Origin of the sequence: Pseudomonas sp. TYF_14 (genome assembly GCF_043105275.1) — a bacterium.
Classification (GTDB): Bacteria; Pseudomonadota; Gammaproteobacteria; order Pseudomonadales; family Pseudomonadaceae; genus Aquipseudomonas; species Aquipseudomonas alloputida.
The window spans coordinates 166722-188439 of record NZ_JBICLK010000087.1; the positions used below are offsets into that span (position 1 = coordinate 166722).

Sequence of the window (21718 nt, forward strand, 5' to 3'; positions counted from 1 at the left end):
TCCGGGTACTGGTCAGGCCAGGCGATAGGCGAAATCGCCATCGCTGCCCAGCTCGATCGCAAGGTGCTGGATCGGCGCGTCCTGGGCCATGCGCTCGAGCACGCGCTGGGCGAGTTCGGGCATCAGGGTCTGGGACAGGATGTTGTCGATGTTGCGTGCGCCGCTGTCGACCTCGGTGCAGCGCGCGGCGATGGCCTTGACCAGCGCCTGGTCATAGCTGAGCTCGGCCTGGTGGTTGCGGGCGAAGCGCTTGGCGATGCGTTCGAGCTTGAGGGCGACGATGCGCTCGAGGATCTGGTCCTGCACCGGGTAGAACGGCACGATGCTCAGGCGACCGAGGAAGGCCGGCTTGAACACATGGTTGAGCTGGTCGCGCAGGTCCTCGACGATCGCCTCGGGCGTCGGCAGCTCGGTGGCGTTCAGGCAGGTCTGCATGATGCGCTCGGTGCCGGTGTTGGAGGTGAGGATGATCACCGTGTTGCGGAAATTGATTTCGCGGCCCTCGCCATCGTCCAGCACGCCCTTGTCGAACACCTGGAAGAACAGTTCGAGCACGTCGGGGTGGGCTTTTTCCACCTCGTCGAGCAGCACCACACTGTACGGCTTGCGGCGCACCGCTTCGGTCAGCACGCCGCCTTCGCCGTAGCCGACGTAGCCGGGTGGCGAGCCCTTGAGGCTCGACACGGTGTGGGCCTCCTGGTACTCGGACATGTTGATGGTGATCAGGTTGCGCTCGCCGCCGTACAAGGTGTCAGCCAGGGCCAGGGCGGTTTCGGTCTTGCCGACGCCGCTGGGGCCGAGCAGCAGGAACACGCCAATCGGTTTGTTCGGGTCTTCCATGCGCGCTCGGGAAATCTTGATGCGCTTGCCGATTTCATGCAGGGCGTGGTCCTGGCCCAGCACGCGCTCACCAAGCAGGGCCGGCAGGCGCTGCACGGTATCGATTTCGTCACGCAGCATCTTGCCCAGCGGGATGCCGGTCCAGCCACTGATGACCTGGGCGATGGCGCCGCTGTCGACCAGCGCGTGGACCAGTGGCTGGTCGCCTTGCACGCGCGCCAGCTCGGCACGCAGGGTATTGAGCTGCTGGGCGTCGGCATCGTTGGCGGCGTCCAGCGCCTTGAGCTGTTCGACCAGTTCCAGCTCCTGCTGCCACTGGGCATTGAGCTGCTGTTCCTGCTGCTGCTCGGCCTGCAGGGCAGCCTGCAGCGATTCCAGGCGGCGGGCATGGTCGTGCCCCTTGCCGGCTTCGTGGCCGAGCACGTCGATTTCTGCCTGCAGGTTGTCGATCTGCCGGCGGCAGTCTTCCAGTGCGCTGGGCAGCGAAGATTGCGCCAGAGCAATGCGCGCGCAGGCCGTGTCGAGCACGCTGACCGCCTTGTCGGGCAGCTGGCGGCCGGTGATGTAGCGGTTGGACAGGCGTACCGCCTGAACCAGCGCTTCGTCCATAACCGCCACCTTGTGGTGCTCGCGCATCTTGCCGAGCAGGCCGCGCAGCATGTGAATGGCCTTGTCTTCGTCGGGCTCTTCCACTTTGACCACCTGGAAGCGGCGGGCGAGGGCGGCGTCCTTCTCGAAGTACTTCTTGTATTCGGCCCAGGTAGTGGCAGCGATGGTGCGCAACTCGCCACGGGCCAGGGCCGGCTTGAGCAGGTTGGCGGCATCGTTCTGCCCAGCCTGGCCGCCGGAGCCGATCAGGGTGTGGGCTTCGTCGATGAACAGGATGATCGGGTGCAGGCTGCGCTTGACCTCTTCGATCACAGCCTTGAGGCGGTTCTCGAACTCGCCCTTGACCCCGGCGCCGGCCTGTAACAGGCCCAGGTCGAGGGTGTGCAGGGCAACGTCCTTGAGCACCGCCGGCACGTCACCCTGGGCGATGCGCAGCGCCAGGCCTTCGACCACGGCGGTTTTGCCGACCCCGGCTTCGCCCGTGAGGATCGGGTTGTTCTGCCGGCGGCGGGTGAGGATGTCGACCATCTGCCGTACTTCGAACTCACGGCCCAGCACCGGGTCGATGCGGCCTTCGCGGGCGCTTTGGGTAAGGTTGACCGTGTACTGGTCCAGCGCCGGGGTCTTGCCGCTGGCCTTGCTCGACGTGCTCACTGGCGCCGCTGGGCTGGCCAGCGGGCTGGCCTGCCTGGACTCGGCGCTACCCTCCACCAGCGCGGCAAGGTTCAGGCGCAGGTCATCGGCGTTGATTTTTTCCAGCTCCGGTGCCGAGGCGATCACCACGCGACGCAGTTCAGCATCGTCAAGCAGAGCCTGCAGCAGGTGAGCGCTGCGCACCTGGCCTACGCCGTATTCGATCGAGGCCAGCAACCAGGCTTGCTCGATCATGCGGGTAATGTGCGGCGACAGCGCCGGGGTGCGGGTATTACCTTTCTTGAAGGTGCCCAGGGCGGTGACCAGCTGCGCTTGCAGGCGTTCGGCGACGACCTGGTAGTGGCGCAGGATCGGCGCCAGGTCGCTGTCGTTGTTGTCGAGCAACTGCAGCAGCAGGTGCTCCACTTCCACCTCGTAATGGTGCTCCGACAGGCACAGGGCCGCCGCGCTTTCGGTGGCCGTGCGGCTGGTTTCGTTGAGCTTGGCGAACAGAGACTTCAGGTTCACAAGGCGACCCCATCGTAAGGAATGTGGAAGACGGCGCAACGCGAAGGCTCCGCGTCACGACCAGGGCGTTTGAGCCAACCCAGCCAGCCCAGGGCGACATTGCCGCTGCGGCCCAGTTGGGCGCGTGGTACCGCCTCGCGCTTGAGGCGCGGGGCAATTTCGAAATCCAGTTCGGCACCTATATAGAAGCGCACCAACTCGACCAGCTTGCGGTAGCAGGCGGTGCCCGGCTGGAAGCGCTGGTAGTCGGCCAGGCTGAGCGGGCCCAGCTCGATGCGGATGCACGACTGGTAGTCCCAGACCCGGTTGCCGGCGACGGCGCTGTGGCCGAGCTGGGCATTGCGGCGGCCGAGCTGGGTGCATTGTTCGGGCTGCAGGTGCAGCCAGCGCCCGGCGAACGGCTGTACCTTGATCGGCAGCGAGAAGTAGAAGCCGAGCATGCGTTCAAGGTTCAGCGCATTGCGCGGCTTCTGGCTGAGCAGGCCGGCAAAATAGCTGAACAGCTCACGACGCAATGCTGACGGTTGCTCTTCGAACTTCAGCTTCTGGGCGCGCGGCCCGAGGCCAACCAGGTTGAGCAGGTAGCCATCGAAGCCCGAGGTGCCATTGCGCTCGTGCTCGATGTGGAATTTGTATTTTTGCCAGGCCTCGTAGAACAACGTGGTCATGCGGTGCGAGAAGATGTCGAGAAACGCATGGGCGGCATCGTCGCGATACTGCACGTGGCGCTCGAGCAGCAGCTCGGTGTACGGGCGTGGCAGCACGCCCGACGGCCCGACCAGGCCCATGAAGGTGACCTGCACTTCCGACAGCGGCAAGCCGGCCGGCGACACCTTGCCTTCGCGCTCGAAGTGCAGGTCGCTGACCTCGCTGGCCGGGAACGCCAGCGACAGCTGGGTACGAAAACGCAGCGGGTCTTCGTGCGGCCGGGTTGCCAGGTCCATGCGCCCGGTGCGGCTGTAGTGCAGGCGGAGCAGGCGCACCAATTGAAAGAATTCGAATCGGTGCGGCTCGGCTCGGGCCTGATCGATCAGACCAGGGGCTGATCGCCGGTGCGTGCTGGCCATTGTACGACTCTCTTTTCTCGTTGTTGGGTGCGCAGGGTCAGTTGGGTGAAACTGTTCATCGAGCAGTACTGGCCGAAGAAGTGGTCCAGCACCCTGCCGAACAGAAACACGCCGCTGCCGATGAACTGGCTTTCGTCCAGGGTCAGGGTGATGCCGACGCCGCGCACGAAATTTGGCCGCGGGTGGCCAATGCGCGCGACCACCGGTTCGCTGCTGATCGCCTTGATGCCGTTGATCTGTTTGCGAATGGCGGAGACATTGCGGTAGTTGTACAGCGACAACAGCTCCAGCAGCACTTCCCGGCCCTGGCTGACCAGGGACAGATGGTTCAGCGACAGGTGGGCGATCAACCGCCAGATCAGGCCCTTGCCCAAGGGCACACGCACCGTGGCGGTGGGCTTGCGCAGGCAGCGGATATCCTTGATCACCGAGTTGGCGGGAATGGTGAAATCGCCCCGTTCGCCACCGAACGGCAGCATCAGCGGCACGTCGCGGTTGCTGCAGGTAAGGCCGATACTGAGGGTGTCGCTGCTGGCGTCGATCAGTTCCAGATCGCGGTCGACCACGCGGATGCTCATGGCAGTGGCGTCACCCTGGTTTCGCCGGCGCGCAACCCAGAAGCTGCTGTGTGGGTCTTGCTCGCCCCGGGGTTCGAAAAACGGCTGGCAGGTGGCGACCTGGTCGATACCGCCGAGTTTGCGCACCCGCCGTACCCGGTCGATCGATACCACTTCTGCAGCGTTGTGCAGCCGTGTGTCAGGGGTGACCTGGTATTCGTGCTGGGTGTGGGTCAGCTTGATTGGCTCGGCCTGCTGGCGGAACAGGTTGATGATCGGCGTGCAGTTGAGCTTGAAGTTGTTGCGCCCGATGTTCTGGGTCAGCCGCGCCAGGCGCTCGCTGAGGTCGTAGTCGGAGAAATAGAAGTTGACCTCTACCTGCTCGATGGCCTTGCCCTGCAGGATGCGGGCAAATCCACTGAGGTCGAAGAACATGAACTTGTCAGGGAAGGTGAAATACTCGTGCAGCAGGCGGTAGCCCAGGAATGAGCGTTCGGAGTAATCCACCAGGCCTTCGTCACGGGCATAGCCCACGGTTTTCAGGGCATCGGCCGGCAGCGCCACCTCGCGGCTGCGACCCTGGTCGTCGAAGCTCAGCGTGGCCTTGGCGAGGTTGTTGAACAGCAGTTCGTACAGCTGCAGCATCAGGGTCGCTTCGCCGTCGAGGAAGAACCGCAGGCGGTTCATGTCCATCTGCCCGAACAGGGCATCGCCAGTGGCTGCCAGGCGGATGCGCAGACGAGCGACCAGGTCGGCGCTGTGCCCGTTGAAGGCCGAGCGTTCCATTTCTGTGAACGAGGCCTGCTGCACGGCAATCGGCCACAGCTCTACCGGGTAGCAGGTGCGGAACTTGCACACCACGCCTTCCACGGGATTGGCATGCATCTCGGTATGGCGCGCCACGCGGTAGGCTTCGGTGACTTTTTCGTGCCTGCCCAGGCTCAGTTCGACAATCGACATCGACGGAGTAGGGCGCAGGTAGTGGGGGTACAGTACCTCGAGGAAGGATTCGACGATTTCCGGAAACTCGTCATCGAGCTTCTTGTGCACCCGCGCAGACAGGAACGAGAACGCCTCGATCAGGCGCTCGGTGTGCGGGTCTTCGCAGTTGTCGCCCTCGATCAGCAACCGCGAAGCGATCTTCGGGTACTGCGCAGCAAACTCTTGGCCGAGAAAGCGCAGGTGCGACAGTTCCTTTTCGTAGTAGGGCAGCAGTTCGTCGAGCATCAGTTGAGGTTCTGCACTTTGTATTCCTGGGTGTTGACCTGCAGCACGGCGTCGAATGACACCTGGCGGCTGATGTCCTGCAGACGCAACACGGCGTCCACGCGGAAGGTCAACATGCGGTGGCCGTTCTGCTGGGCCAACAGCTGAACACGGACCCGGCGAAAGCGCCGGTCTCCGGTGCTGATCGCCCGCTCCAGCTGTTGCTGGATCAGGCGACGATCGTGCGGGTCGAGCACGCTGCGGCTGATGAAGTCCGGCATGCCGTATTCAAGGATGGAACCACCGAGCTGGCTGAAACCGTCGAGCTCTTCGGCGACCAGGGACTGGCGGGTGTTCACCAGGACTTCGAGGTCGCGGACGATGCTGGCCTTGTACTCGGCCAGCGAGCAGGTGCGCTGCGCTGCGGGCTCGGCCGACTGGTAGGGACGGTCGTCCAGCAGTCGGTCGAGCAGCGAGGGCAGCAGGCGGGCCTGGTTACTCATGTGTCATCCCTGTACACAACGGCCTTTCAGCCGCGCGCGCCCTGTGGCAGCTCGGCAACCAGCCGCAGCGAGGCGGTCAGCTCATCCAGCTGGTAGTGCGGGCGCAAGTAGGTCACGGCCTTGTACACGCCTGGCTTGCCGGGCACTTCGAACACCTCGGCGCGGGCTTCGCGCAGCGGGAACTTGGCCTTGGCCTCCTGGCTGGCGGTATCGTCGAGCAGCACGTAGCTGGCCAGCCACTGGTTGAGGAAGCGCTCGACATCCATGCGCGAGGCGAAGCTGCCGATCTTGTCGCGCATGATCGCCTTCATGTAGTGGGCGATGCGCGAAGTGGCGAAGATGTATTGCAGCTGGGCCGACAGGCGTGCGTTGGCGTTGGCGATGTCGGTGTTGTACTGCTTCTGTTTCTGCGCCGACTGGGTGCCGAAGAACGCGGCATAGTCGGTGCCCTTGCAGTGCACCAGGGGGATGAAGCCCAGGTCCGACAGCTCTTTTTCGCGGCGATCGGTGATGGCGATTTCGGTCGGGCACTTGAGGGCGATTTCGCCGTCGTCGGTCTTGAAGGTATGGGTCGGCAGGCCTTCGACCAGGCCGCCACCTTCCACGCCGCGGATGGCCACGCACCAGCCGTAGCGGGCGAAGGCATCGGTGACCCGGGTGCCGAGGGCGTAGGCGGCGTTCATCCACAGGTACTTGTTGTGGTCGCGGCCATCGACGCTTTCGACGAAGTTGAATTCTTCCACCGGGGTGGTATCCGGTCCATACGGCAGGCGACCGAGCACGTGGGGCAGGGTGAGGCCGACGTAACGCGAGTCTTCCGAGGCGCGGAACGACTTCCACTTGGCGTATTCCACGGTGTCGAAGATCTTCGCCAGGTCACGCGGGCCGGACATCTCGGTGAACGAGTCCCAGCCGAACAGCTCGGACGAAGCGGCCGAGATGAACGGCGCGTGCGCCGCCGCCGCGACGTGCGAGATCTCTTCGAGCAGGTACATGTCTTCAGGGTTGCGGTTGAACTCGTAGTCACCGATCAACATGCCGAAAGGCGCGCCACCGAAGGTGCCGTACTCTTCTTCGTAGACCTTCTTGAACAGTGCGCTCTGGTCGAATTCGCTGGCGGCCTTCAGGTCACGCACCAGGTCTTTCTTCGAGGCATTGAGCAGGTGGATCTTCAGTGTGGTGCTGGTCTCGGTCTGGTCTACCTGGTATTTCAGGCCGCGCCAGGAGGCTTCCAGCTGCTGGAACTCGCGGGCGTGCATGATCTCGTTCATCTGCTCGGAGAGCATCGCGTCGATTTCGGCGATGCGCGAATCGAGCACGGCGATCAGGTCCTTGCTCGGGGTCATCTCACCCTCGAGCACCTGGTTCACCAGTTCGCCAATCAGGTCGCGGGTGCGGTTGCGCTCGGTGTCGGAGCGGGCCACGCGGCTTTGCGAAATGATGCTGTCGAGCAGCGAGGGCTGTGGTGCGAAGTTTTCCACTTCGACCAGGTCGCCGGCCTGTTGCGGTGCGGTTTGCTTATCGGTCATGTTCGGGCTCCTGCTCAGGCGCGATCGTCGCTGGACGGGTCTTTCACTTCGGCTTCACGGCCGAATTCCTTGCCCAAGGTCTTGAGCTTTTCGGTGTTCTGCAGCACATCCATAAGCAGCTCTTCGAGCTTGTCGTTGCCGCCCATCTTGTTGCGCAGGTCGGCCAGCTTGTTGCGCACCTCCAGCAGCTTGCGCAGCGGCTCGACCTGCTTGACCACGTTCTGTGGCTCGAAGTCTTCGAGGCTGTTGAAGTTCAGCTCCACGCCCAGCTGGGTACCGTTCTTGGCCAGGGTGTTGTCGACGCGGTAGGTCAGGCGTGGCTTGATGCCCTTGAGCACACCGTTGAAGTTGTCGCGATCGATGTACACGAACTTGCGGTCCTTGAGCTTGGGCAGCGGCTCCAGCGGGTTGCCGGAGAAGTCACCCAGTACGCCGACGACGAAGGGCAGCTCCTTTTTCTCGATGGCATCGCCGATGTCCACGTCGTAGGTGATATGGACCCGAGGCGCGCGAACGCGGTCGAGTTTGTGCTGAGTGCTTTCCTTCTTCGCCATCGTGTTCTCCAGTGCGAGCAATTCGCTGCGAATCATTGCGCGGCCCGGTGCCGGGCGCTGCGCGTTACAGTCCTTCGATCGTCAGCAGCAGGCGCTGACGGATTTCGTCGTTCATTTCCAGGATGTTGTCGCGGCCTACCAGTTCTTCGAAGCTGGTGTTGCCGGCAATCTGCGTGCTGCTGCGGATGACCGAGTCGTCGGGAAGTTCCGAGCGCACCGGCGAGCTGATGACGCAGAACGGCAGGTCGCCAAAGCCCTTCAGGCGCTCGAAGCTCAGGCCGTAGCGCAAGCCCTCGAACAGCCGCCCAAGGCCAGGCGACTTGCTCAGGCAGTAGAACAGCACCAGGTAGTGCACCACGAAGCGGTACAGCTCGGCGCTGCTGCGGTTGGGGTCTTTGATGACATTGCGAAACCGCGCCAGGTCGAAGGCGTGGAAGCCCACCACCCAGCGGGTCGGGCTGGTGATGCGGATGACCTGGCCGCTGTGTTCCAGGGTCTTGTCGTATTCCAGCGGGAACAGTTCGGGGGTGGTGCTGATCAGGTTCAGCGGTACTTCCAGCTCGGTGACCAGCTGGAACGGCGCGGCCGAGCCGATACGTTCGTAGAGTTCGACCAAGGCCTGGAAGTGGCCCTGGGTTTCGCGCCCGCTGCTGCGCTGTGCGCCTTGCAGGTATTCGCCAAACAGGGTTTGCGGACGGATCAGCGGTGCCACGGTGGCAAGGTAATCCGCCGCCTGCGCCTTCAGCGCATCGGAGATCGCCCGCGTCTGGCTACGCAGCTTGATCAGTGCTTCGACATCGAATGTCTGTGTCATTGGTGCATCGTCCATGTGCCTGCTTGATCGTCCTGAAACGCCGTTGGCGTGGACTTGAAAAATCGCCTTTCGGCTGCAGCGAATTTGAGTGCTGGCATATGAATATTGTGTTGCCAGCAATGCCGAGTAGGGCACCTCGCTGCGGAAGAAGTTCCGGCGAGGGGGGTGATTTTTTCCCCGTTTTGTGACGCTGCGCAATAATGGCGCTGTGATATTGACAGAGTGTCTTGGGCGCAGGAGATGGGGGCTCAAGCCCTAAAGACTGGGTACGAAAGGGGCTGGAAAGCGATGAAAATCGTTGGCAAAAGTTTTTTTCAAAAAGTGAATCAGTTCTCATTTTGTGCGCCGGCCGCCTGTGCGTTGCGGGATGGGGGCGCGTGTCAGGATGATGGCAATGCGACGAGTTTCGTCGCGCCCGGCGGGGTAACTGTATTGTTCAAAACCTGATAGCTAGCGCGATGCTCGTAGGAGCGGGTTTACCCGCGAATAGGCCGGACCTGCCGGCCAATATCCTTGATCATTCACCGTCGCAGCCGCCACCGCATTCGCGGGCAAGCCCGCTCCTACATCGACCGGTGGTGTCGCCACGTTGTAGGAGCTGGTTTACCCGCGAATAGGCCGGACCTGCCGGCCACTATCCCTGGTCATTCACCGTCACAGCCGCCACCGCATTCGCGGGCAGCCTGCCCGCGAACACCGGCGCAGCCGGTTTCATCCAACTCAACGACCATCGACCTGTACGCAAACGTCTCTGCCATCGATTGCCTTGCATGGCCAATTGTCGTTGATGTAATGATCCGGCTTGAAGCACACCCGTTCATCGTTGACCCAGAACATCTGCCAACCGGAGCCCGAGATCCTGAGCTTCGGGCACGACCAGTAGTCCTTTGCCGAAAGCGTGGCTGTGGTCAGCGCAATCATTGTCGGAGCAACGATAACCATCAGCACAACTGTCAGTTGCAGCGAGCGTAGCTGGAACCCATGCAGCCAAGAGGTTTTTGGTGGGTCAAACTTTCGACCGGTCCATGCGGCGATCAGGCTGGCAACGATCAGGCAAGGCCCCAGGGGAATGAATGCAATCATGAAGAAAGCTTTGAGTGGTGTTTCCACGACCGGCGCATTACGGTAGATCCGGCCGTAGAGGGGCACGATATCTGTCCATAAGGCGTACACCGCCAGTGCTCCCATGGCGAGCATGGACAGCATCAGACCGATGGCCGTAAGCCGGAAAAGAATAGGGGACCTTACGTAGAGTTCGGGATGGTCTTTCATGTGTGCCTGAGCATTCCCTGGCTGCCGCGGATCAAACCGGCATGGCTGAACAACAGGTTCAGCACGTTATCACAGGACCAGGCACTGGACCTTTGCCGATACCATGGTGCGCTGGTACCGGCAGGGTGAAAACCGCGTCAACGGCCGTTGCTTCGACATCGGCAATGTCACCCGCGCAGCCTTGGAAGGCTGAGAGGCCCAGGGGGCCTGAAGTTCGATTACGCCACCTACACTGATGCCTTGGTCCGCTGGTACCGGCGCGGGGAAAACAGTGCCAACGGTCGTTGTTTCGATATCGGCAATGCCACGCGCAATGCCCTTGAAGGCTGGCTGTGCGAGGGTATTACCTGGCAAGGCAACTATGACCCCTCGACGGCTGGCAATGGCTCCATCATCCGCCTTGCGCCTACGGCAATCTTCCGCCGGCACTCGCTGTCGGCAAGCTGGTGGGAAAGCGTCACGCAAACTGTCAGCTGTTTGCGGCACAGCTGCATCTGGCGCTCAATGGTGCAGACAAGGAGGAGGCCCTGGCCCCAGCGGTGCGTTCGTTGCGGCCTCGCCCGATGATCATCAATGCGGGCGAGTACAAGCAAAAGAGCCGCGAACAGATCCGCTCCTCCGGCTACGTCATCGATACCTTGGAAGCGGCACTGTGGGCCGTATGGAACACCGACAACTTCAAGGACGCGATCCTCCTGGCCGCCAACCTTGCCGATGATGCCGACAGTGTCGCGGCCACCGCCGGCCAGTTGGCGGGTGCGCTGTACGGCGTGTCCGGCATGCCGCCGGAGTGGGTGGAGAAGGTTGCGTGGTCGCAACATATCCAGGAACTGGCAGCCAAGCTCTTCGATCTCTCGCCGCAGCATGATGAACTGGACGCATTGCTTTATGGCCAGCCTTGACGGTTCGGGCAGAAACTGTGAAGTACGCCACGAATCGAAACCAGAGGAACGCTTCGCGACACGTACCTGAGGCAGGAGCCGTATGCGGTAGTTCCGCACGTACGGATCTGTGCGGGGGGCTGCGAATCTTCTGCTTGAGTGTTTCGGTGTTCATGGTCAGTCCTGATTGGGGTAAGGGACTGCACCACTTCACCGCAGCGTGAGATGGCACCACTCATTTGTTGGTAGGGTCAAACGGTCATGCAGTGTCGGATTTCGTCAGCATTTATCTATGTGGCACTAGATGGCCGTGCCCCGATTTTTTTCCGGTTTGATGATTAATAATTCATCAAGTTGTCTTTTGCGGCATTTTATCACGAAAGCCAGCGCCGCATCAGGGTCATCCATTAAGGCATCAAATGTAGCTGGAGCAATGGCGTAATACTCTTCGTAGTCAACCATGCCGTTGCTGACGGGGAACGAAACGTAATACTGACTAGCGTCTTCTTCGATGCCGATTGAGTACATGTGCTGACGATTGATGAAAAGATCTTTGAATTTCATAGGGGGCCTTCAAAAAAGGGGAGCGGTATTGAACCTCTTGGCGGCAATACCCGCCGCGTCTATGACGACTTCACTGTTGCCGTCAGGTAGCTTGCCACCAGGGATCCAGAATTCGTTAGCACCGGCTTCATTTCCCGATGGGAATCCGTAGATTCAACTGCTTCGGATCAGGTATGTCTACCGGGACCAGTGCATTGGTATCAAGGAAATTCTCAGGTTAGCCAAGGGCTTGCTCCAACGCGCGCTTGTCACCTGCTGTCTTGGCAAGTCGTTCGGTTGCTTCGTGGCCTAGCATGATGAACGACGTACCATCTCTCTGTGCGATGCCGTATTTCTCAAAGTTGGTCTGGGTCATGAAGCGTGAGGCGCCATTTTGGAATTGGGCCAAGTGTTGCGCGACATAAACTGGATCTGGATAGGTGGTGGGGGTCTGGCCTTTCGCCTTTGGCGATCGCAAGAATATCCTCTTCGGTGAATCCAGGTTTGTATTTGGGTTTTGGCGGCTCAACAGCCTTCTGCGATAGCTCACGAGAGCGTTCGTTGGCAAGTAGTGGTTCAGTCTCTGCACGCCTGGCGCGCCTTGAGCTTGTGCAGGGTAGGGGACTCGCCCCCGGACAGCTCGATACGAAACTCGGCGAAGGCGTGCTCGAGATCGGCATACTGCTGCAGCCCTTCTTCGGTGAACAGATAGCTTCCGGGGATGTCACGCCATTCCATCGGGGTGCGGATCCGCTGCTGCTTTGCCGCGTTCAACAAGAGCGTCCGCTCTACACTCAACTTCATGGCGGCCGGGTCGTGTGACTTCAGCCGGTCAATGATGACACGCAGCGCTATCGTTTTTTGCCGGAGTGCGTAAATGTCCATCGTGGCTCAGCCTGCTGGGTGTAGGGTTTATAGCTTTCGTCAGTGACTGCGCTCGATGTTCAGTGGCTGGCCTGATCGAACGTCGGCAATCAATCGGGCAGTTGAAATTTGAGGCCACGAGCCGATTGGATGGCTACGTAATAGGCGTCTTTCAGTGCTCTGGCCAACTCGGGGTCATTTTCTTCGAATTCTTTCGAGGCAATGGCACCGATACTGAGTTGGTGGAGTTTCGATTTATCTTGCTCACGCCCTTCGAACACGGCTTTCACATAGTCAAGTTGGTTTAGTAGCATCCCATAAATGGGGTAAGCGGGACAGGCCTTGTTCCGCTGCGCGGTGATGTCGATAGCCTTCTGTACATAGCCGAGGGGGGTTGTGGGTTTCATAATGCCCTTGGTGTTATCAGTTTGAAGAGCTCGCGTTGGCCAGAGGTGATCTGCCGAGCACCGCCAATGGCGTTATAGGGTGGGGAAGGAACGGACCAGGTATCCAGTACCGGTGCCGAGGTGCTCCTCAGCAGCGTGACCTTCTCAGTGCTCTGGTAGACGTTCCCGATCTTGGGCACGATGGTTTTCGTTTTGTAGATCTGGCCAAGCGGGTTGATCCCCAGTTGCCCTGGCACCACGTCAGGGGTAGGAGAGTACCACATGCCTTGCCGGCCGCCGGGCACCTGGAATTGCCAAAGTGTCTTGCCCCGGTTGATTGTTTCCGTGAAGACTGGTTGAGTGAAGCCCAAGCCGTTCATGTAGCCTTCGTAATCGGCAGACTTATAGCCCTGTGGCTTGAAGAAGTCGGCAGCAGTATCCTGGTTACCTCGTATATTGGTGTCCTGCCAAGTTGCACGTTCGAGCAAGCTTCTTGTATGTGCTCCATCTTTTTCTAATCGTGATTTTTATTTTTGGCTTGGAATTTCTTAAAGGAACTCCACTCCTCTCCATCAATCAATGCCATGTAAAATTCTGCAAATAACTGACTGAGATTACGATCGTCCTGTAAGTTGGTTTCCGGTAAGTAGCGGTAACCAGGTATGTCTCTAGCCTCCATGGGGGCATGAATTTTTCCATTTTCAGCTTTTAATAAGAGGCCGCGTAGGGTGTTGAGCATCAGCTTCGCATCGGAATTTTGATCTTCGAGAGCCTCAAGTTTTTCACGAAGCGCTGTAGCGGTAGCCTTCAGTGTATGCGTGTTCATTGTCTATCCTAGTTATCAATAGTGCCTATGAGCTTGGTGGCCGACCACTCATTACGGTTAGGGATAAGATATTGAAGTGCGCCACCCACCCTGTCAATGTTACCTCCAAATTCGGTGGTAGGCGCGATCTTGCTGACAAAAACCTCTGTTGGTTTAAGTGGCGTCATTTCAAAAATTGAATATTTTGTAGCCTCACTGCCTAGCGGTAACCCTAGGCTATCAGCCAGGGTTCGGCTTCCCTGCGCAGCAGACTGCAGCTCCTCCATAGTGGTGAAAAATGGAGAGTAACGGCTTGCCTCTTGTCCCACTGGCACGATTTTCACGAGGGGCGAATCTATGATGGACAGTTTTGGAGTGTTACTGCCCGAGCCTATCTGGGAGATGGCTCGGCTGAAAATGTCCATGTCTGATGCTTTGGGGTCTGCGGCACGTAGCTTTTGCAGATATAGCTCACCATCAGGGGTGTCGAGATACTCATTAATCTGTTTGTTGCTAAGGCCTCGGGGTGCAAAAGTCTCTGCATATTTTAGTTGTTGATCGTGCGCTACAAAGTCAGGGTCCTGTTTCGCATAAAATTCTCGCAAGCTCTTTGGCTCGACCTGGCTGATGGGAGATGGTTCTTTAACTTGCAACTCCGGCTGCGCCAACAGCTTCTGCTCATTCTTCGCCAACCAGGCGGCCAGTTGCTTGTTGGACATTTCCGCCTGCAGCCGGGCACTGCGTATGGCGGGCGTTTCCATATTCCTCTGAATGCCCGCCTTTATCTGCCCGCGGGTCAGGTAGGTTACAATGGCCGTCAGCAGCAGCAACACCAGTTGCTCCTGGCCGCGGGCCAGTTGGCGCGCCGCACGCTCGACACGCTCCTGGGCCTGCGCCGCGGAACCGCCGCTCGGGTCCAGGCCAGCGGGCTTGAGGCCATCCTCGGCGAACCAGGCCGTGGCCATGCCTTGCTGAAGGGTCGACAGGCAGGCCGGCAGGCCCTGATAAAAATACTCGGCGATGGCGGACAGCCCCAGGCCCATGAGGATCAGGTTGCCGACCTGCAGGCCAATGCCGGCGCCGGCCACCGCGCCCGCGCCGCGCCGACGCCAAAGGCGAACGCCCCGGCCACGCCACCGGCGAGCGAGCCAACCGCCACACTGCCACCGAGGATCATCGACACCTCTTTGACCAGTTGCAGCAGCACCGGCAGGATTTGCTCGATACCTATCGAGGACCACTTGCGCTTGAGGTTGTCCTGAATGATCGGGTAGGACAGGGCCATGGCCTGGCGCACGTTGTCGATACGCTGGCCACCGAGGTAGCCATAGGCCTGGTTGGCGCCATTGCTCACTCGCCGGCTGACACCGTCCCAGGCCTCATGGGCGCTGTTCAGGCCGCTGTCGACGCTCTGGTTGAGCTCGCTGAATTTCTGCTCGAGATTGCGTTCGATGTCTCCCCAACTGGGGATGTTGGCTAAAAGATCCATTTTCGCTTCACTGTCCATGGAAGTGGCGGCGCTCGGCGGCGAGCGCAGCATGTCGCTTCAGACCTCAGGATGGGGGCGAAGTCCGGCGGAGAGCCCATTGTTCTCATGACAGGCGTGCGCGGCAATGATGGCAATTGAGCATCGCTGCACGGCTTTGTGGCTGACCGCATCCCGCAAGTGCCATTACGGCCGCGTTCGCGATGGCCATTTGGCGGAATTGGCCAGTGGCAAAAAATTTGAACCAATCCACGTTATGAAACATTTTTCTCCGCCAGTGGAGTTGATGCGTCAGGTAGCGAGACAGTTCGAGTGGGAGCTGTCAGGCATGGGCGCTGATCGATACCTCAAAAACCTTCTGTGACGGGCCATTCGGCGATTGCCGGGGGCGCTTCCGGGCGCCAGTGAGGAAGATGAAGAATGGCGATATGACATTGCCTTGCAGGGCGGTATTTCCCGGTTTTCCTAGGCCTGTAGTGAGTTGACAGGGCAGCTTTTGCCGGTGTTTCCTTTGGGCCTTTCTGCCTGCCTGGCATTCGGGAATGTGAACTCTGTCGCATTTATTTCAATGCATGATGGCACTTTCCTTTCTGCAGGCAGTCGCATGATTCCGCAAGCACGCGCGTTATGCGCGCATGCAGAATACGCCCGCAAGATCAGGGTTGCAGCTGAGCATCGCAAGCGCGTGCTGGCCGTGTTTTCAAGGAGATTTCGCATGATCATGGACTTGGCCTCCGCGCTGCTGTCGCCACAGAACCGCCGCCTGTTCAAGTTTCACAACCTGGCCAACCCCGAGCAGGAGCTGCTGCTGGAAACCTTCAAGGGCACCGAAGCCCTGTCGCGGGCGTTCAACTACGAACTGCTGCTGGTCTGCGAAGACTCCGGCGTGCCGCTCAAATCCATGATGGGCCAGCACGTCAGCATCGAGATCGAACTGGCCGAAGGCGGCCCGCGGTACATAACCGGCTACCTCACACGCTTTGCCAGCATCGGCAGCGACGGCGGAATGGCGCGCTATACCGCTACCCTCAACCCTTGGTTCTCGATGCTGAAGAACCGCTTCGACACGCGGATCTTCCAGGGCAACACGGTCGAGGAAGTGGTCACCGAAGTGTTCGCCCTATGCCCGGCGTTTTCCCGCCACGAGTTTCGCCTGACCCGGCCACAGAAGCGCTACACCTACATCACCCAGTACCGCGAAACCGACTTCAACTTCGTCCAGCGCCTGCTGGAGGAAGAGGGGATGTTCTACTACTTCGAGCACACCGCCGAAGGCCACACCATGATCATCTGCGATGACTCCAGCACGCTGGTGGCCATCCCCGAGCAACCGCAAATCCGCTTCCACAGCGCCTCGGTCACCGAGACCGCCGACTCCATTACCCAGTGGAGCGGCAACCGTCAACTGCAATCCGGCAAGATGGCCACGCAAACCTTTGACTACCGCCAACCGAACAACCGCCTGCCGGTGGCGCTGAACAGTGTGAACAATCAGGGCGATGTCGAGAACTTCGAGATCTACGACTTCCCCGGCCAGTACACCCACGGTACCTATGACGAAGGCGAAACCCTGCTGCGCCTGCGCATTGAGGCGCTGGAGCTGCGCGGCAAAAAGTTTGAAGGCGCCAGCAACTGCCGGGCCATGAAGCCGGGCTACACCTTCGAACTGCTGCAGCACTACATCCACGACCAGGGGCCGGTAGAAGACCGTCAGTTCCTGCTGATGAGCGTGGAAAGCGAAGGCCACAACAACTACCTTACCGGCCAGCAGGCCAGCTACTTCAACACCTTCAGTTGCGTGCGCAAGAAGATCCCGTTCCGCCCGCAGCTGAGTACGCCCAAACCGACCATTGCCGGCCCGCAGACCGCGATCATCGTCGGCCCACCGGGTGAGGAGATCTTCACCGACGAACTGGGCCGGGTGAAAATCCAGTTCCACTGGGACCGCAATGGCAAGTACAACGACCACAGCTCGTGCTGGGTACGTGTCGCCCAATCCGGTGCCAGCGGTGGCTTCGGTAGCATCCAGATTCCGCGCGTAGGCGACGAAGTGGTGGTGGTGTTCCTGGACGGCAACCCGGACCGGCCGCTGATCATGGGCAGCCTGTACAACAGCACCAACACCCCGCCATGGTCACTGCCGGCGAACAAGACCCAGAGTGGGTTCCTGACGCGGTCGATGAAGGGCGACGGCGGTACCGCCAACTTCTTCCGCTTCGAGGACAAGGCCGGCGCCGAGCAGATCATCATGCATGCCGAGCGCAACATGGATACCGAGATCGAGCTGGATGAGACCCATGATGTGGGGAATAACCGCTCGATTACTGTTGGTGGTACGCACACCGAAACGGTCAAGAAAGACACTGTGGTGCAGGTGACCGAAGGTTCCTACACCCTGCAGGTCGACAACCAGTTCATCCAGGTGGCCGCCAAGCAGCACATCATCCTGCAGGTGGGCGACAGCAGCATCACGCTGACCCCGGAAGGCATCGAGATCAAAGGCAAGGTCATCGTGACTACCAGTACCGACACCACCCAGATCACTGGCGCCGCAGTGCGGATCAACGACTGAGGCAAGGTTCATGTACAAGCCCTCGATCTACGACCGCATCTCTGCCAGGCGCGAAGCGCAAGAGGAGTCTGCGCGGCTGGCCAGTCTGGCGCAAGCTGCTCATGTGCCCGAGCCTGTGCCCGAGCCGGAACCGCTGCCAGCCGTGTTGCAGGATGTCGCCAGCGCTTTCACCTTCGCAGGGTTCTCCTTGCAGTTTCCGCACGGCTTTCGTTTTCGCGACATCCAGACCACCCTCGAGCATGAAGGCGAGCCGGTCAGCCTCAGCATCCGCCGCCGTGATGTACGCGCCAGGCAGCCGCTGGAGCAACTGTTCCAGCGCGCAGTCGAGGCTTTGCGCGAATTGAACCCGCAACTGCGCGTGATTCGCCAACGTGACTGCCTCCTGGCTGGGAACCCGGCCAAGGTCGTGGACTTTCACTTCAATGCCGGCCACGAGCCTCGGCACGGTCGCCTGGTCGGCGCACTGGTGCCCGTCGCCGGCAGCGATTCGCTGCAATGGCTGGATATCTCCAGCGTGATCGACCCCAGCAAGCCCGGCCTGAGCCAGTGGCTGGCCGAGTTCGACCGCATGCTCGATGGCTTCGCGCAGGGCTGACCCCGATTTTTTTGCTATCAGGAATTTTCATCGCATGGATTACGAATTACAGGAAGGCGGCATTGCGCTGCCGGCAGGTTTCGAGGACCGCACGGTCAACATGTTCGTCTTGGGTGCCAGTGTTCCAGCACCCTTGAGCATCACCATCTCGCGTGACACCTTGCTGCCGGACGAAGCGCTGCAGGCCTATGTCGATCGCCAGGTCAAGCTGCTCACCTCCAAGCTGCGCGGCTACACCCGCATGGGCAACAAGGCCGTCACGCTCTCGGTTACCGCACCCATTGCCGGCATCCAGATCGACGCCTATTACATGAACCAGGGCCGCCCGCTGTACCAGCGCCAGGCCGCCTTCATCATCAGCCCCGGGCGTGCCCTGATCTTCTCCACCACTGCACAGGCCGACTTCAGTGCCCAGCAGAACCAGGACTGGGACAACCTGTTGGCCAGCTTCACCCCGCGTGCCCCGTCCGAAACCGGCGCCGAGTCCGGCGAACAGGAGTAACCCCTCATGTTCGAAGCGGCCAGGTTCGGCGACGAGATATCGCACACCAGCGCGCTGGGGGGCTTCCTGATCGGGGCCGCCCTGGGCATTGCGCTGGTGGCCACGGTGGCCATCGCCACGTTCACCTGCGGGTTCGGCGTGGCCTTGCTGGCCGGCCTCGCAGCCGGCATCGGGGGCAGCTTGCTGACCGCCGCCGGAGAGGCGATAGGCAGTATGTTCTCGTCCCCCTCAGGGACGATAACCACTGCCTCACCCAACGTGTTCATCAACAGCCGCAAGGCCGCCCGCGTCGAAAAAAGCATCGGTGCCTGCGACAAGCACCCAGGGCCGGTGCAGATTGCCGAAGGCTCGACCAACGTCTTCATCAACAGCGTCGCCGCCGCGCGCAAGGGCGACAAGCTGACCTGCGGCGCCACCATTTCCGGTGGTTCGGACAACGTCATCATCGGCGGCGGCACCTACCGTTACCTGCCCGTGGACGATGAAGTCCCGGAGTGGCTGCGCACCACCGTGGATGTGCTGATGGCCATCGCCGGTGCCGCAGGTGGTATCGCCCAGCTGATCAAGGCGGGTACCCAGGCCGGCATGAAAGCCGTCATGCCTTGCGCCCTGAAGTTCACGGCCGGCTTCGTCGCCGGTGAGGTGGCCAGCCGTTACGTAGTCGAGCCCGTGGCCCGCAAGGCTATCGGCGGCCTGGTCGGCAACCCGGTCGACCTCACGACGGGCCGCAAGCTCATCCCCGATGAAATCGACTTCAGCCTGCCGGGCCTGATGCCGATCGAGTGGTCGCGCTTCTACGCCAGCGACCTGACGGTCGACAGCGTACTCGGCCGCGGCTGGGTGCTGCCCTGGGAGCAGAGCCTGCGCCGCCAGGGGGCATTCATCTACCTCACCGACAACCAGGGCCGCGAAGTCCCGTTCGTGACCCTGCAACCGGGGCAGCGCATCTACAACCCGCACGAGCAGGTGTACCTGGTGTGCACCGAGGGCGGCCACTACATTCTGCAGACCCTCGACAACCTGTTCTTCTACTTTGGCGAAGTGCCAGACACCAACACCGAAGTGCCGCTGCAGCGTATCGAGAACGTCCTCGGCCACTTCCTGCACTTCACCCGCACGCCCGACGGCACACTGACCGACATCAGCGCCACCGGCGGCACCCGCGTGCACCTGCACTACGATAACCCGCTGGGTCGCCTGACCGACATCAAGCGCGTGGTGAACAACGAAGCGGTGGAAACGCTTACCCAATACCGCTACGACGAACACGGCCAGCTGAGCGCGGTGATCAACCGCAACGGCGACACCGTGCGCAGCTTCAGCTACGCCGACGGCCTGATGGTGACCCACAGCAACGCGCTGGGGCTGGGCTGCCACTACCGTTGGCAAACCCTGGGCGACAGGCCGCGCGTGGTCGAACACTGGACCAGCGACGGCGAGCACTACCACTTCCGCTACGACCTCGATAGCCGCACCAGCTGGGCCACCGACGTGCTCGGCCGCGAGCTGGAAGTGCAGTACAACGCCGACCACCGTGTGGTCGCCAGCCGCGACTATGGCGGCGAGCGTTACGCCATCGAGCTTGACGAACACGGCAATATGGTTGGCCTGACCTTGCCGGACGGTAACCGCCTGCAATTCAAGTACGACGAATTCTCCCGCCTGCTCGAAGAGACCGACCCGCTGGGCCGCAGGACCACTTACGAATATCACCACCTGACCACGCTGGTGACCCAGGTCAGCTACCCGGATGGCAGCACCTGGCGAGCGCGCTACGACGACAAGGGCAACCTGCTCGCCGAATTCGATGCCCTCGGCCAGATGACCGAGTACCTGAACAGCGATGACGGCCTGCCGCACACCATCATCGATGCGACCTACAAGTCCAAGTACCTGTGGTGGAACACCCTGGCCCAGGTCGAGCGCTACCAGGACTGCTCGGGCAAGAGTACGTACTACCGCTATGACGAACGCCAGCACCTGGTCGCGGTAACAGACGCGCTGAACCAGACCACCACACTGGCGCGCAAGCCCGACGGTGAAGTGCTGCGCATCAGCCACCCGGACGGCACCACGGAAAGCTTCACCTACAACGTCTACGGGCAGGTGCTCAGCCACACCGACGGCAAGGGCCAGACCACCCGCCTGATGCGCACGGCCCGCGGCCTGCCGAGCAGCCGCCAGGATGCCAAGGGCCAGCGGGTTCGGTACGAGTACGACAAGGCCATGCGCCTGACCGCGCTGGTCAACGAGAACAACGCCACGTACAGCTTTGCCTACGACGCTTCGGACCGGCTGAGCGAAGAAGTGCGGGTAGATAACCTGACCCGACGTTTCAGCTACAACGTCGGTGGCCATCTCACACGACTGGATGAGATTGGCTATGGCGACAATGCCGAACGGCCAGAGCGCCATACGCTGTTCGAGCGTGATGCCATTGGCCGCTTGGTCGCCAAGATCAATCGTGATGCGAGCCAGACATTCGCATACGACGACGGTGACCGCTTGCTGAGCATCGAGCGGCAACCAACCGAGATCGGCAAGCAGCTTGGGATCACGGAAGAAAAGCTTGAGTACACCTACGATCTGCTCGGCCGGCTGACCCAAGAAATCACCCCCGATGGGACGCTAGCCTACGAGTACGACCCACTCAGCAACCTAACCACGCTGACCCTGCCGGATGGCCGCAAGGTCAACCACCTGTACTACGGCAGTGGGCACCTGCACCAGTTGAACCTGGACGGCCAGGTCATCAGTGACATGGAGCGCGATGACCTGCACCGTGAGGTGTACCGCACCCAGGGCAAGCTCACCAGTTGCTTCGGTTATGACGCCATGGGGCGCAAGGCCTGGCAGTTTGCCTCGACCTTGCCGGCCGACAAGCTTTCGCAGGTGCACAACACCGGCATCAATACCTCGTTGCTGGTCGAGCACGCCTACAACCCGATCCACCGCCGTTACCAGTACGACCC

Annotated in this window: 19 protein-coding genes and 2 pseudogenes; 6 read left to right on the plus strand and 15 right to left on the minus strand. The window is 60.9% G+C overall.

What is annotated here, in order from left to right; all coding sequences use genetic code 11:
• Nucleotides 1-12 precede the first annotated feature (12 nt).
• The 8 genes from tssH to ACF8O8_RS25380 form a co-directional block, all read right to left on the minus strand.
• Nucleotides 13-2610 (minus strand): type VI secretion system ATPase TssH, encoded by a 2598-nt coding sequence (gene tssH / locus ACF8O8_RS25345; protein ID WP_392510676.1) that lies wholly within the window; start codon nt 2608-2610, stop codon nt 13-15.
• Nucleotides 2607-3677 carry a type VI secretion system baseplate subunit TssG gene (gene tssG, locus ACF8O8_RS25350; RefSeq protein ID WP_003248350.1) on the minus strand — a complete coding sequence of 357 codons (1071 nt, stop codon included), beginning with the start codon at nt 3675-3677 and terminating at the stop codon, nt 2607-2609. Before tssG ends, tssH begins: the two co-directional genes overlap by 4 nt.
• A complete protein-coding gene (tssF, locus tag ACF8O8_RS25355) occupies nt 3641-5461 on the minus strand; it encodes a type VI secretion system baseplate subunit TssF (protein WP_010953993.1) in 1821 nt (606 codons plus the stop codon). Before tssF ends, tssG begins: the two co-directional genes overlap by 37 nt.
• A complete protein-coding gene (tssE, locus tag ACF8O8_RS25360) occupies nt 5461-5943 on the minus strand; it encodes a type VI secretion system baseplate subunit TssE (RefSeq protein ID WP_003248355.1) in 483 nt (160 codons plus the stop codon). The genes tssF and tssE overlap by 1 nt, the downstream gene beginning before the upstream one ends.
• Nucleotides 5944-5969: 26 nt before the next feature.
• Nucleotides 5970-7472 carry a type VI secretion system contractile sheath large subunit gene (tssC, locus tag ACF8O8_RS25365; protein ID WP_003248356.1) on the minus strand — a complete coding sequence of 501 codons (1503 nt, stop codon included), beginning with the start codon at nt 7470-7472 and terminating at the stop codon, nt 5970-5972.
• A 14-nt stretch (nt 7473-7486) separates the two neighbouring features.
• Nucleotides 7487-8026 carry a type VI secretion system contractile sheath small subunit gene (gene tssB, locus ACF8O8_RS25370; RefSeq protein ID WP_003248358.1) on the minus strand — a complete coding sequence of 180 codons (540 nt, stop codon included), beginning with the start codon at nt 8024-8026 and terminating at the stop codon, nt 7487-7489.
• A gap of 64 nt (nt 8027-8090) precedes the next feature.
• Nucleotides 8091-8840: a hypothetical protein gene (locus ACF8O8_RS25375; RefSeq protein WP_028697263.1), complete on the minus strand. Its 750-nt coding sequence runs from the start codon at nt 8838-8840 to the stop codon at nt 8091-8093.
• 720 nt (nt 8841-9560) lie between these two features.
• Nucleotides 9561-10112 (minus strand): hypothetical protein, encoded by a 552-nt coding sequence (locus ACF8O8_RS25380; RefSeq protein ID WP_003248365.1) that lies wholly within the window; start codon nt 10110-10112, stop codon nt 9561-9563.
• Nucleotides 10113-10322: 210 nt separating this feature from the next.
• Between ACF8O8_RS25380 and ACF8O8_RS25385 the strand changes: the two are divergent.
• Nucleotides 10323-11014 (plus strand): annotated as a pseudogene (locus tag ACF8O8_RS25385) (ADP-ribosylglycohydrolase family protein); the annotation flags it as partial.
• Nucleotides 11015-11293: 279 nt separating this feature from the next.
• Here the strand turns inward: ACF8O8_RS25385 and ACF8O8_RS25390 are convergent.
• The 7 genes and pseudogenes from ACF8O8_RS25390 to ACF8O8_RS25420 all read right to left on the minus strand — a co-directional run bounded on the left by ACF8O8_RS25390 (nt 11294) and on the right by ACF8O8_RS25420 (nt 15080).
• Nucleotides 11294-11557: a hypothetical protein gene (locus ACF8O8_RS25390; RefSeq protein ID WP_392510677.1), complete on the minus strand. Its 264-nt coding sequence runs from the start codon at nt 11555-11557 to the stop codon at nt 11294-11296.
• A 217-nt stretch (nt 11558-11774) separates the two neighbouring features.
• Nucleotides 11775-12086 (minus strand): hypothetical protein, encoded by a 312-nt coding sequence (locus ACF8O8_RS25395; protein WP_392510678.1) that lies wholly within the window; start codon nt 12084-12086, stop codon nt 11775-11777.
• A gap of 26 nt (nt 12087-12112) precedes the next feature.
• Nucleotides 12113-12421, minus strand: coding sequence for a hypothetical protein (locus ACF8O8_RS25400; RefSeq protein WP_350297818.1), 309 nt, complete (start codon nt 12419-12421; stop codon nt 12113-12115).
• Between the two features lie 89 nt (nt 12422-12510).
• Nucleotides 12511-12807, minus strand: coding sequence for an immunity protein Tsi6 family protein (locus ACF8O8_RS25405; protein WP_350297819.1), 297 nt, complete (start codon nt 12805-12807; stop codon nt 12511-12513).
• Nucleotides 12804-13274, minus strand: coding sequence for a polymorphic toxin type 46 domain-containing protein (locus ACF8O8_RS25410; protein ID WP_350297820.1), 471 nt, complete (start codon nt 13272-13274; stop codon nt 12804-12806). Before ACF8O8_RS25410 ends, ACF8O8_RS25405 begins: the two co-directional genes overlap by 4 nt.
• 26 nt (nt 13275-13300) lie before the next feature.
• Nucleotides 13301-13612 carry a hypothetical protein gene (locus tag ACF8O8_RS25415; protein ID WP_003248386.1) on the minus strand — a complete coding sequence of 104 codons (312 nt, stop codon included), beginning with the start codon at nt 13610-13612 and terminating at the stop codon, nt 13301-13303.
• 8 nt (nt 13613-13620) lie between these two features.
• Nucleotides 13621-15080 (minus strand): annotated as a pseudogene (locus ACF8O8_RS25420) (DUF6861 domain-containing protein).
• Between the two features lie 124 nt (nt 15081-15204).
• Between ACF8O8_RS25420 and ACF8O8_RS25425 the strand changes: the two are divergent.
• The 5 genes from ACF8O8_RS25425 to ACF8O8_RS25445 all read left to right on the plus strand — a co-directional run.
• Complete coding sequence (locus ACF8O8_RS25425; protein WP_350297821.1) at nt 15205-15441, plus strand: hypothetical protein; 237 nt, start codon at nt 15205-15207, stop codon at nt 15439-15441.
• A gap of 351 nt (nt 15442-15792) precedes the next feature.
• Complete coding sequence (gene tssI / locus ACF8O8_RS25430; RefSeq protein ID WP_012052408.1) at nt 15793-17649, plus strand: type VI secretion system tip protein TssI/VgrG; 1857 nt, start codon at nt 15793-15795, stop codon at nt 17647-17649.
• 10 nt (nt 17650-17659) lie between these two features.
• Entirely contained in the window at nt 17660-18244 is a 585-nt protein-coding gene (locus ACF8O8_RS25435; RefSeq protein WP_392510679.1) for a hypothetical protein, read from the plus strand.
• Between the two features lie 34 nt (nt 18245-18278).
• Entirely contained in the window at nt 18279-18746 is a 468-nt protein-coding gene (locus ACF8O8_RS25440) for a DUF1795 domain-containing protein (RefSeq protein WP_350297823.1), read from the plus strand.
• Between the two features lie 6 nt (nt 18747-18752).
• On the plus strand, nt 18753-21718 hold a 2966-nt coding region (locus tag ACF8O8_RS25445; protein WP_392510680.1), incomplete at its 3' end, for a DUF6531 domain-containing protein.

Coding starts and splice junctions, on each gene's coding strand:
- tssE (WP_003248355.1), bottom strand. CDS start 5,943: ATGAGTAACCAGGCCCGCCTGCTGCCCTCGCTGCTCGACCGACTGCTG.
- tssG (WP_003248350.1), bottom strand. CDS start 3,677: ATGGCCAGCACGCACCGGCGATCAGCCCCTGGTCTGATCGATCAGGCC.
- ACF8O8_RS25375 (WP_028697263.1), bottom strand. CDS start 8,840: ATGACACAGACATTCGATGTCGAAGCACTGATCAAGCTGCGTAGCCAG.
- ACF8O8_RS25415 (WP_003248386.1), bottom strand. CDS start 13,612: ATGAACACGCATACACTGAAGGCTACCGCTACAGCGCTTCGTGAAAAA.
- ACF8O8_RS25435 (WP_392510679.1), top strand. CDS start 17,660: ATGTACAAGCCCTCGATCTACGACCGCATCTCTGCCAGGCGCGAAGCG.
- tssB (WP_003248358.1), bottom strand. CDS start 8,026: ATGGCGAAGAAGGAAAGCACTCAGCACAAACTCGACCGCGTTCGCGCG.
- tssF (WP_010953993.1), bottom strand. CDS start 5,461: ATGCTCGACGAACTGCTGCCCTACTACGAAAAGGAACTGTCGCACCTG.
- ACF8O8_RS25425 (WP_350297821.1), top strand. CDS start 15,205: ATGATGGCAATTGAGCATCGCTGCACGGCTTTGTGGCTGACCGCATCC.
- tssC (WP_003248356.1), bottom strand. CDS start 7,472: ATGACCGATAAGCAAACCGCACCGCAACAGGCCGGCGACCTGGTCGAA.
- ACF8O8_RS25440 (WP_350297823.1), top strand. CDS start 18,279: ATGGATTACGAATTACAGGAAGGCGGCATTGCGCTGCCGGCAGGTTTC.
- tssI (WP_012052408.1), top strand. CDS start 15,793: ATGATCATGGACTTGGCCTCCGCGCTGCTGTCGCCACAGAACCGCCGC.
- ACF8O8_RS25380 (WP_003248365.1), bottom strand. CDS start 10,112: ATGAAAGACCATCCCGAACTCTACGTAAGGTCCCCTATTCTTTTCCGG.
- ACF8O8_RS25405 (WP_350297819.1), bottom strand. CDS start 12,807: ATGAAACCCACAACCCCCCTCGGCTATGTACAGAAGGCTATCGACATC.
- ACF8O8_RS25400 (WP_350297818.1), bottom strand. CDS start 12,421: ATGGACATTTACGCACTCCGGCAAAAAACGATAGCGCTGCGTGTCATC.
- ACF8O8_RS25390 (WP_392510677.1), bottom strand. CDS start 11,557: ATGAAATTCAAAGATCTTTTCATCAATCGTCAGCACATGTACTCAATC.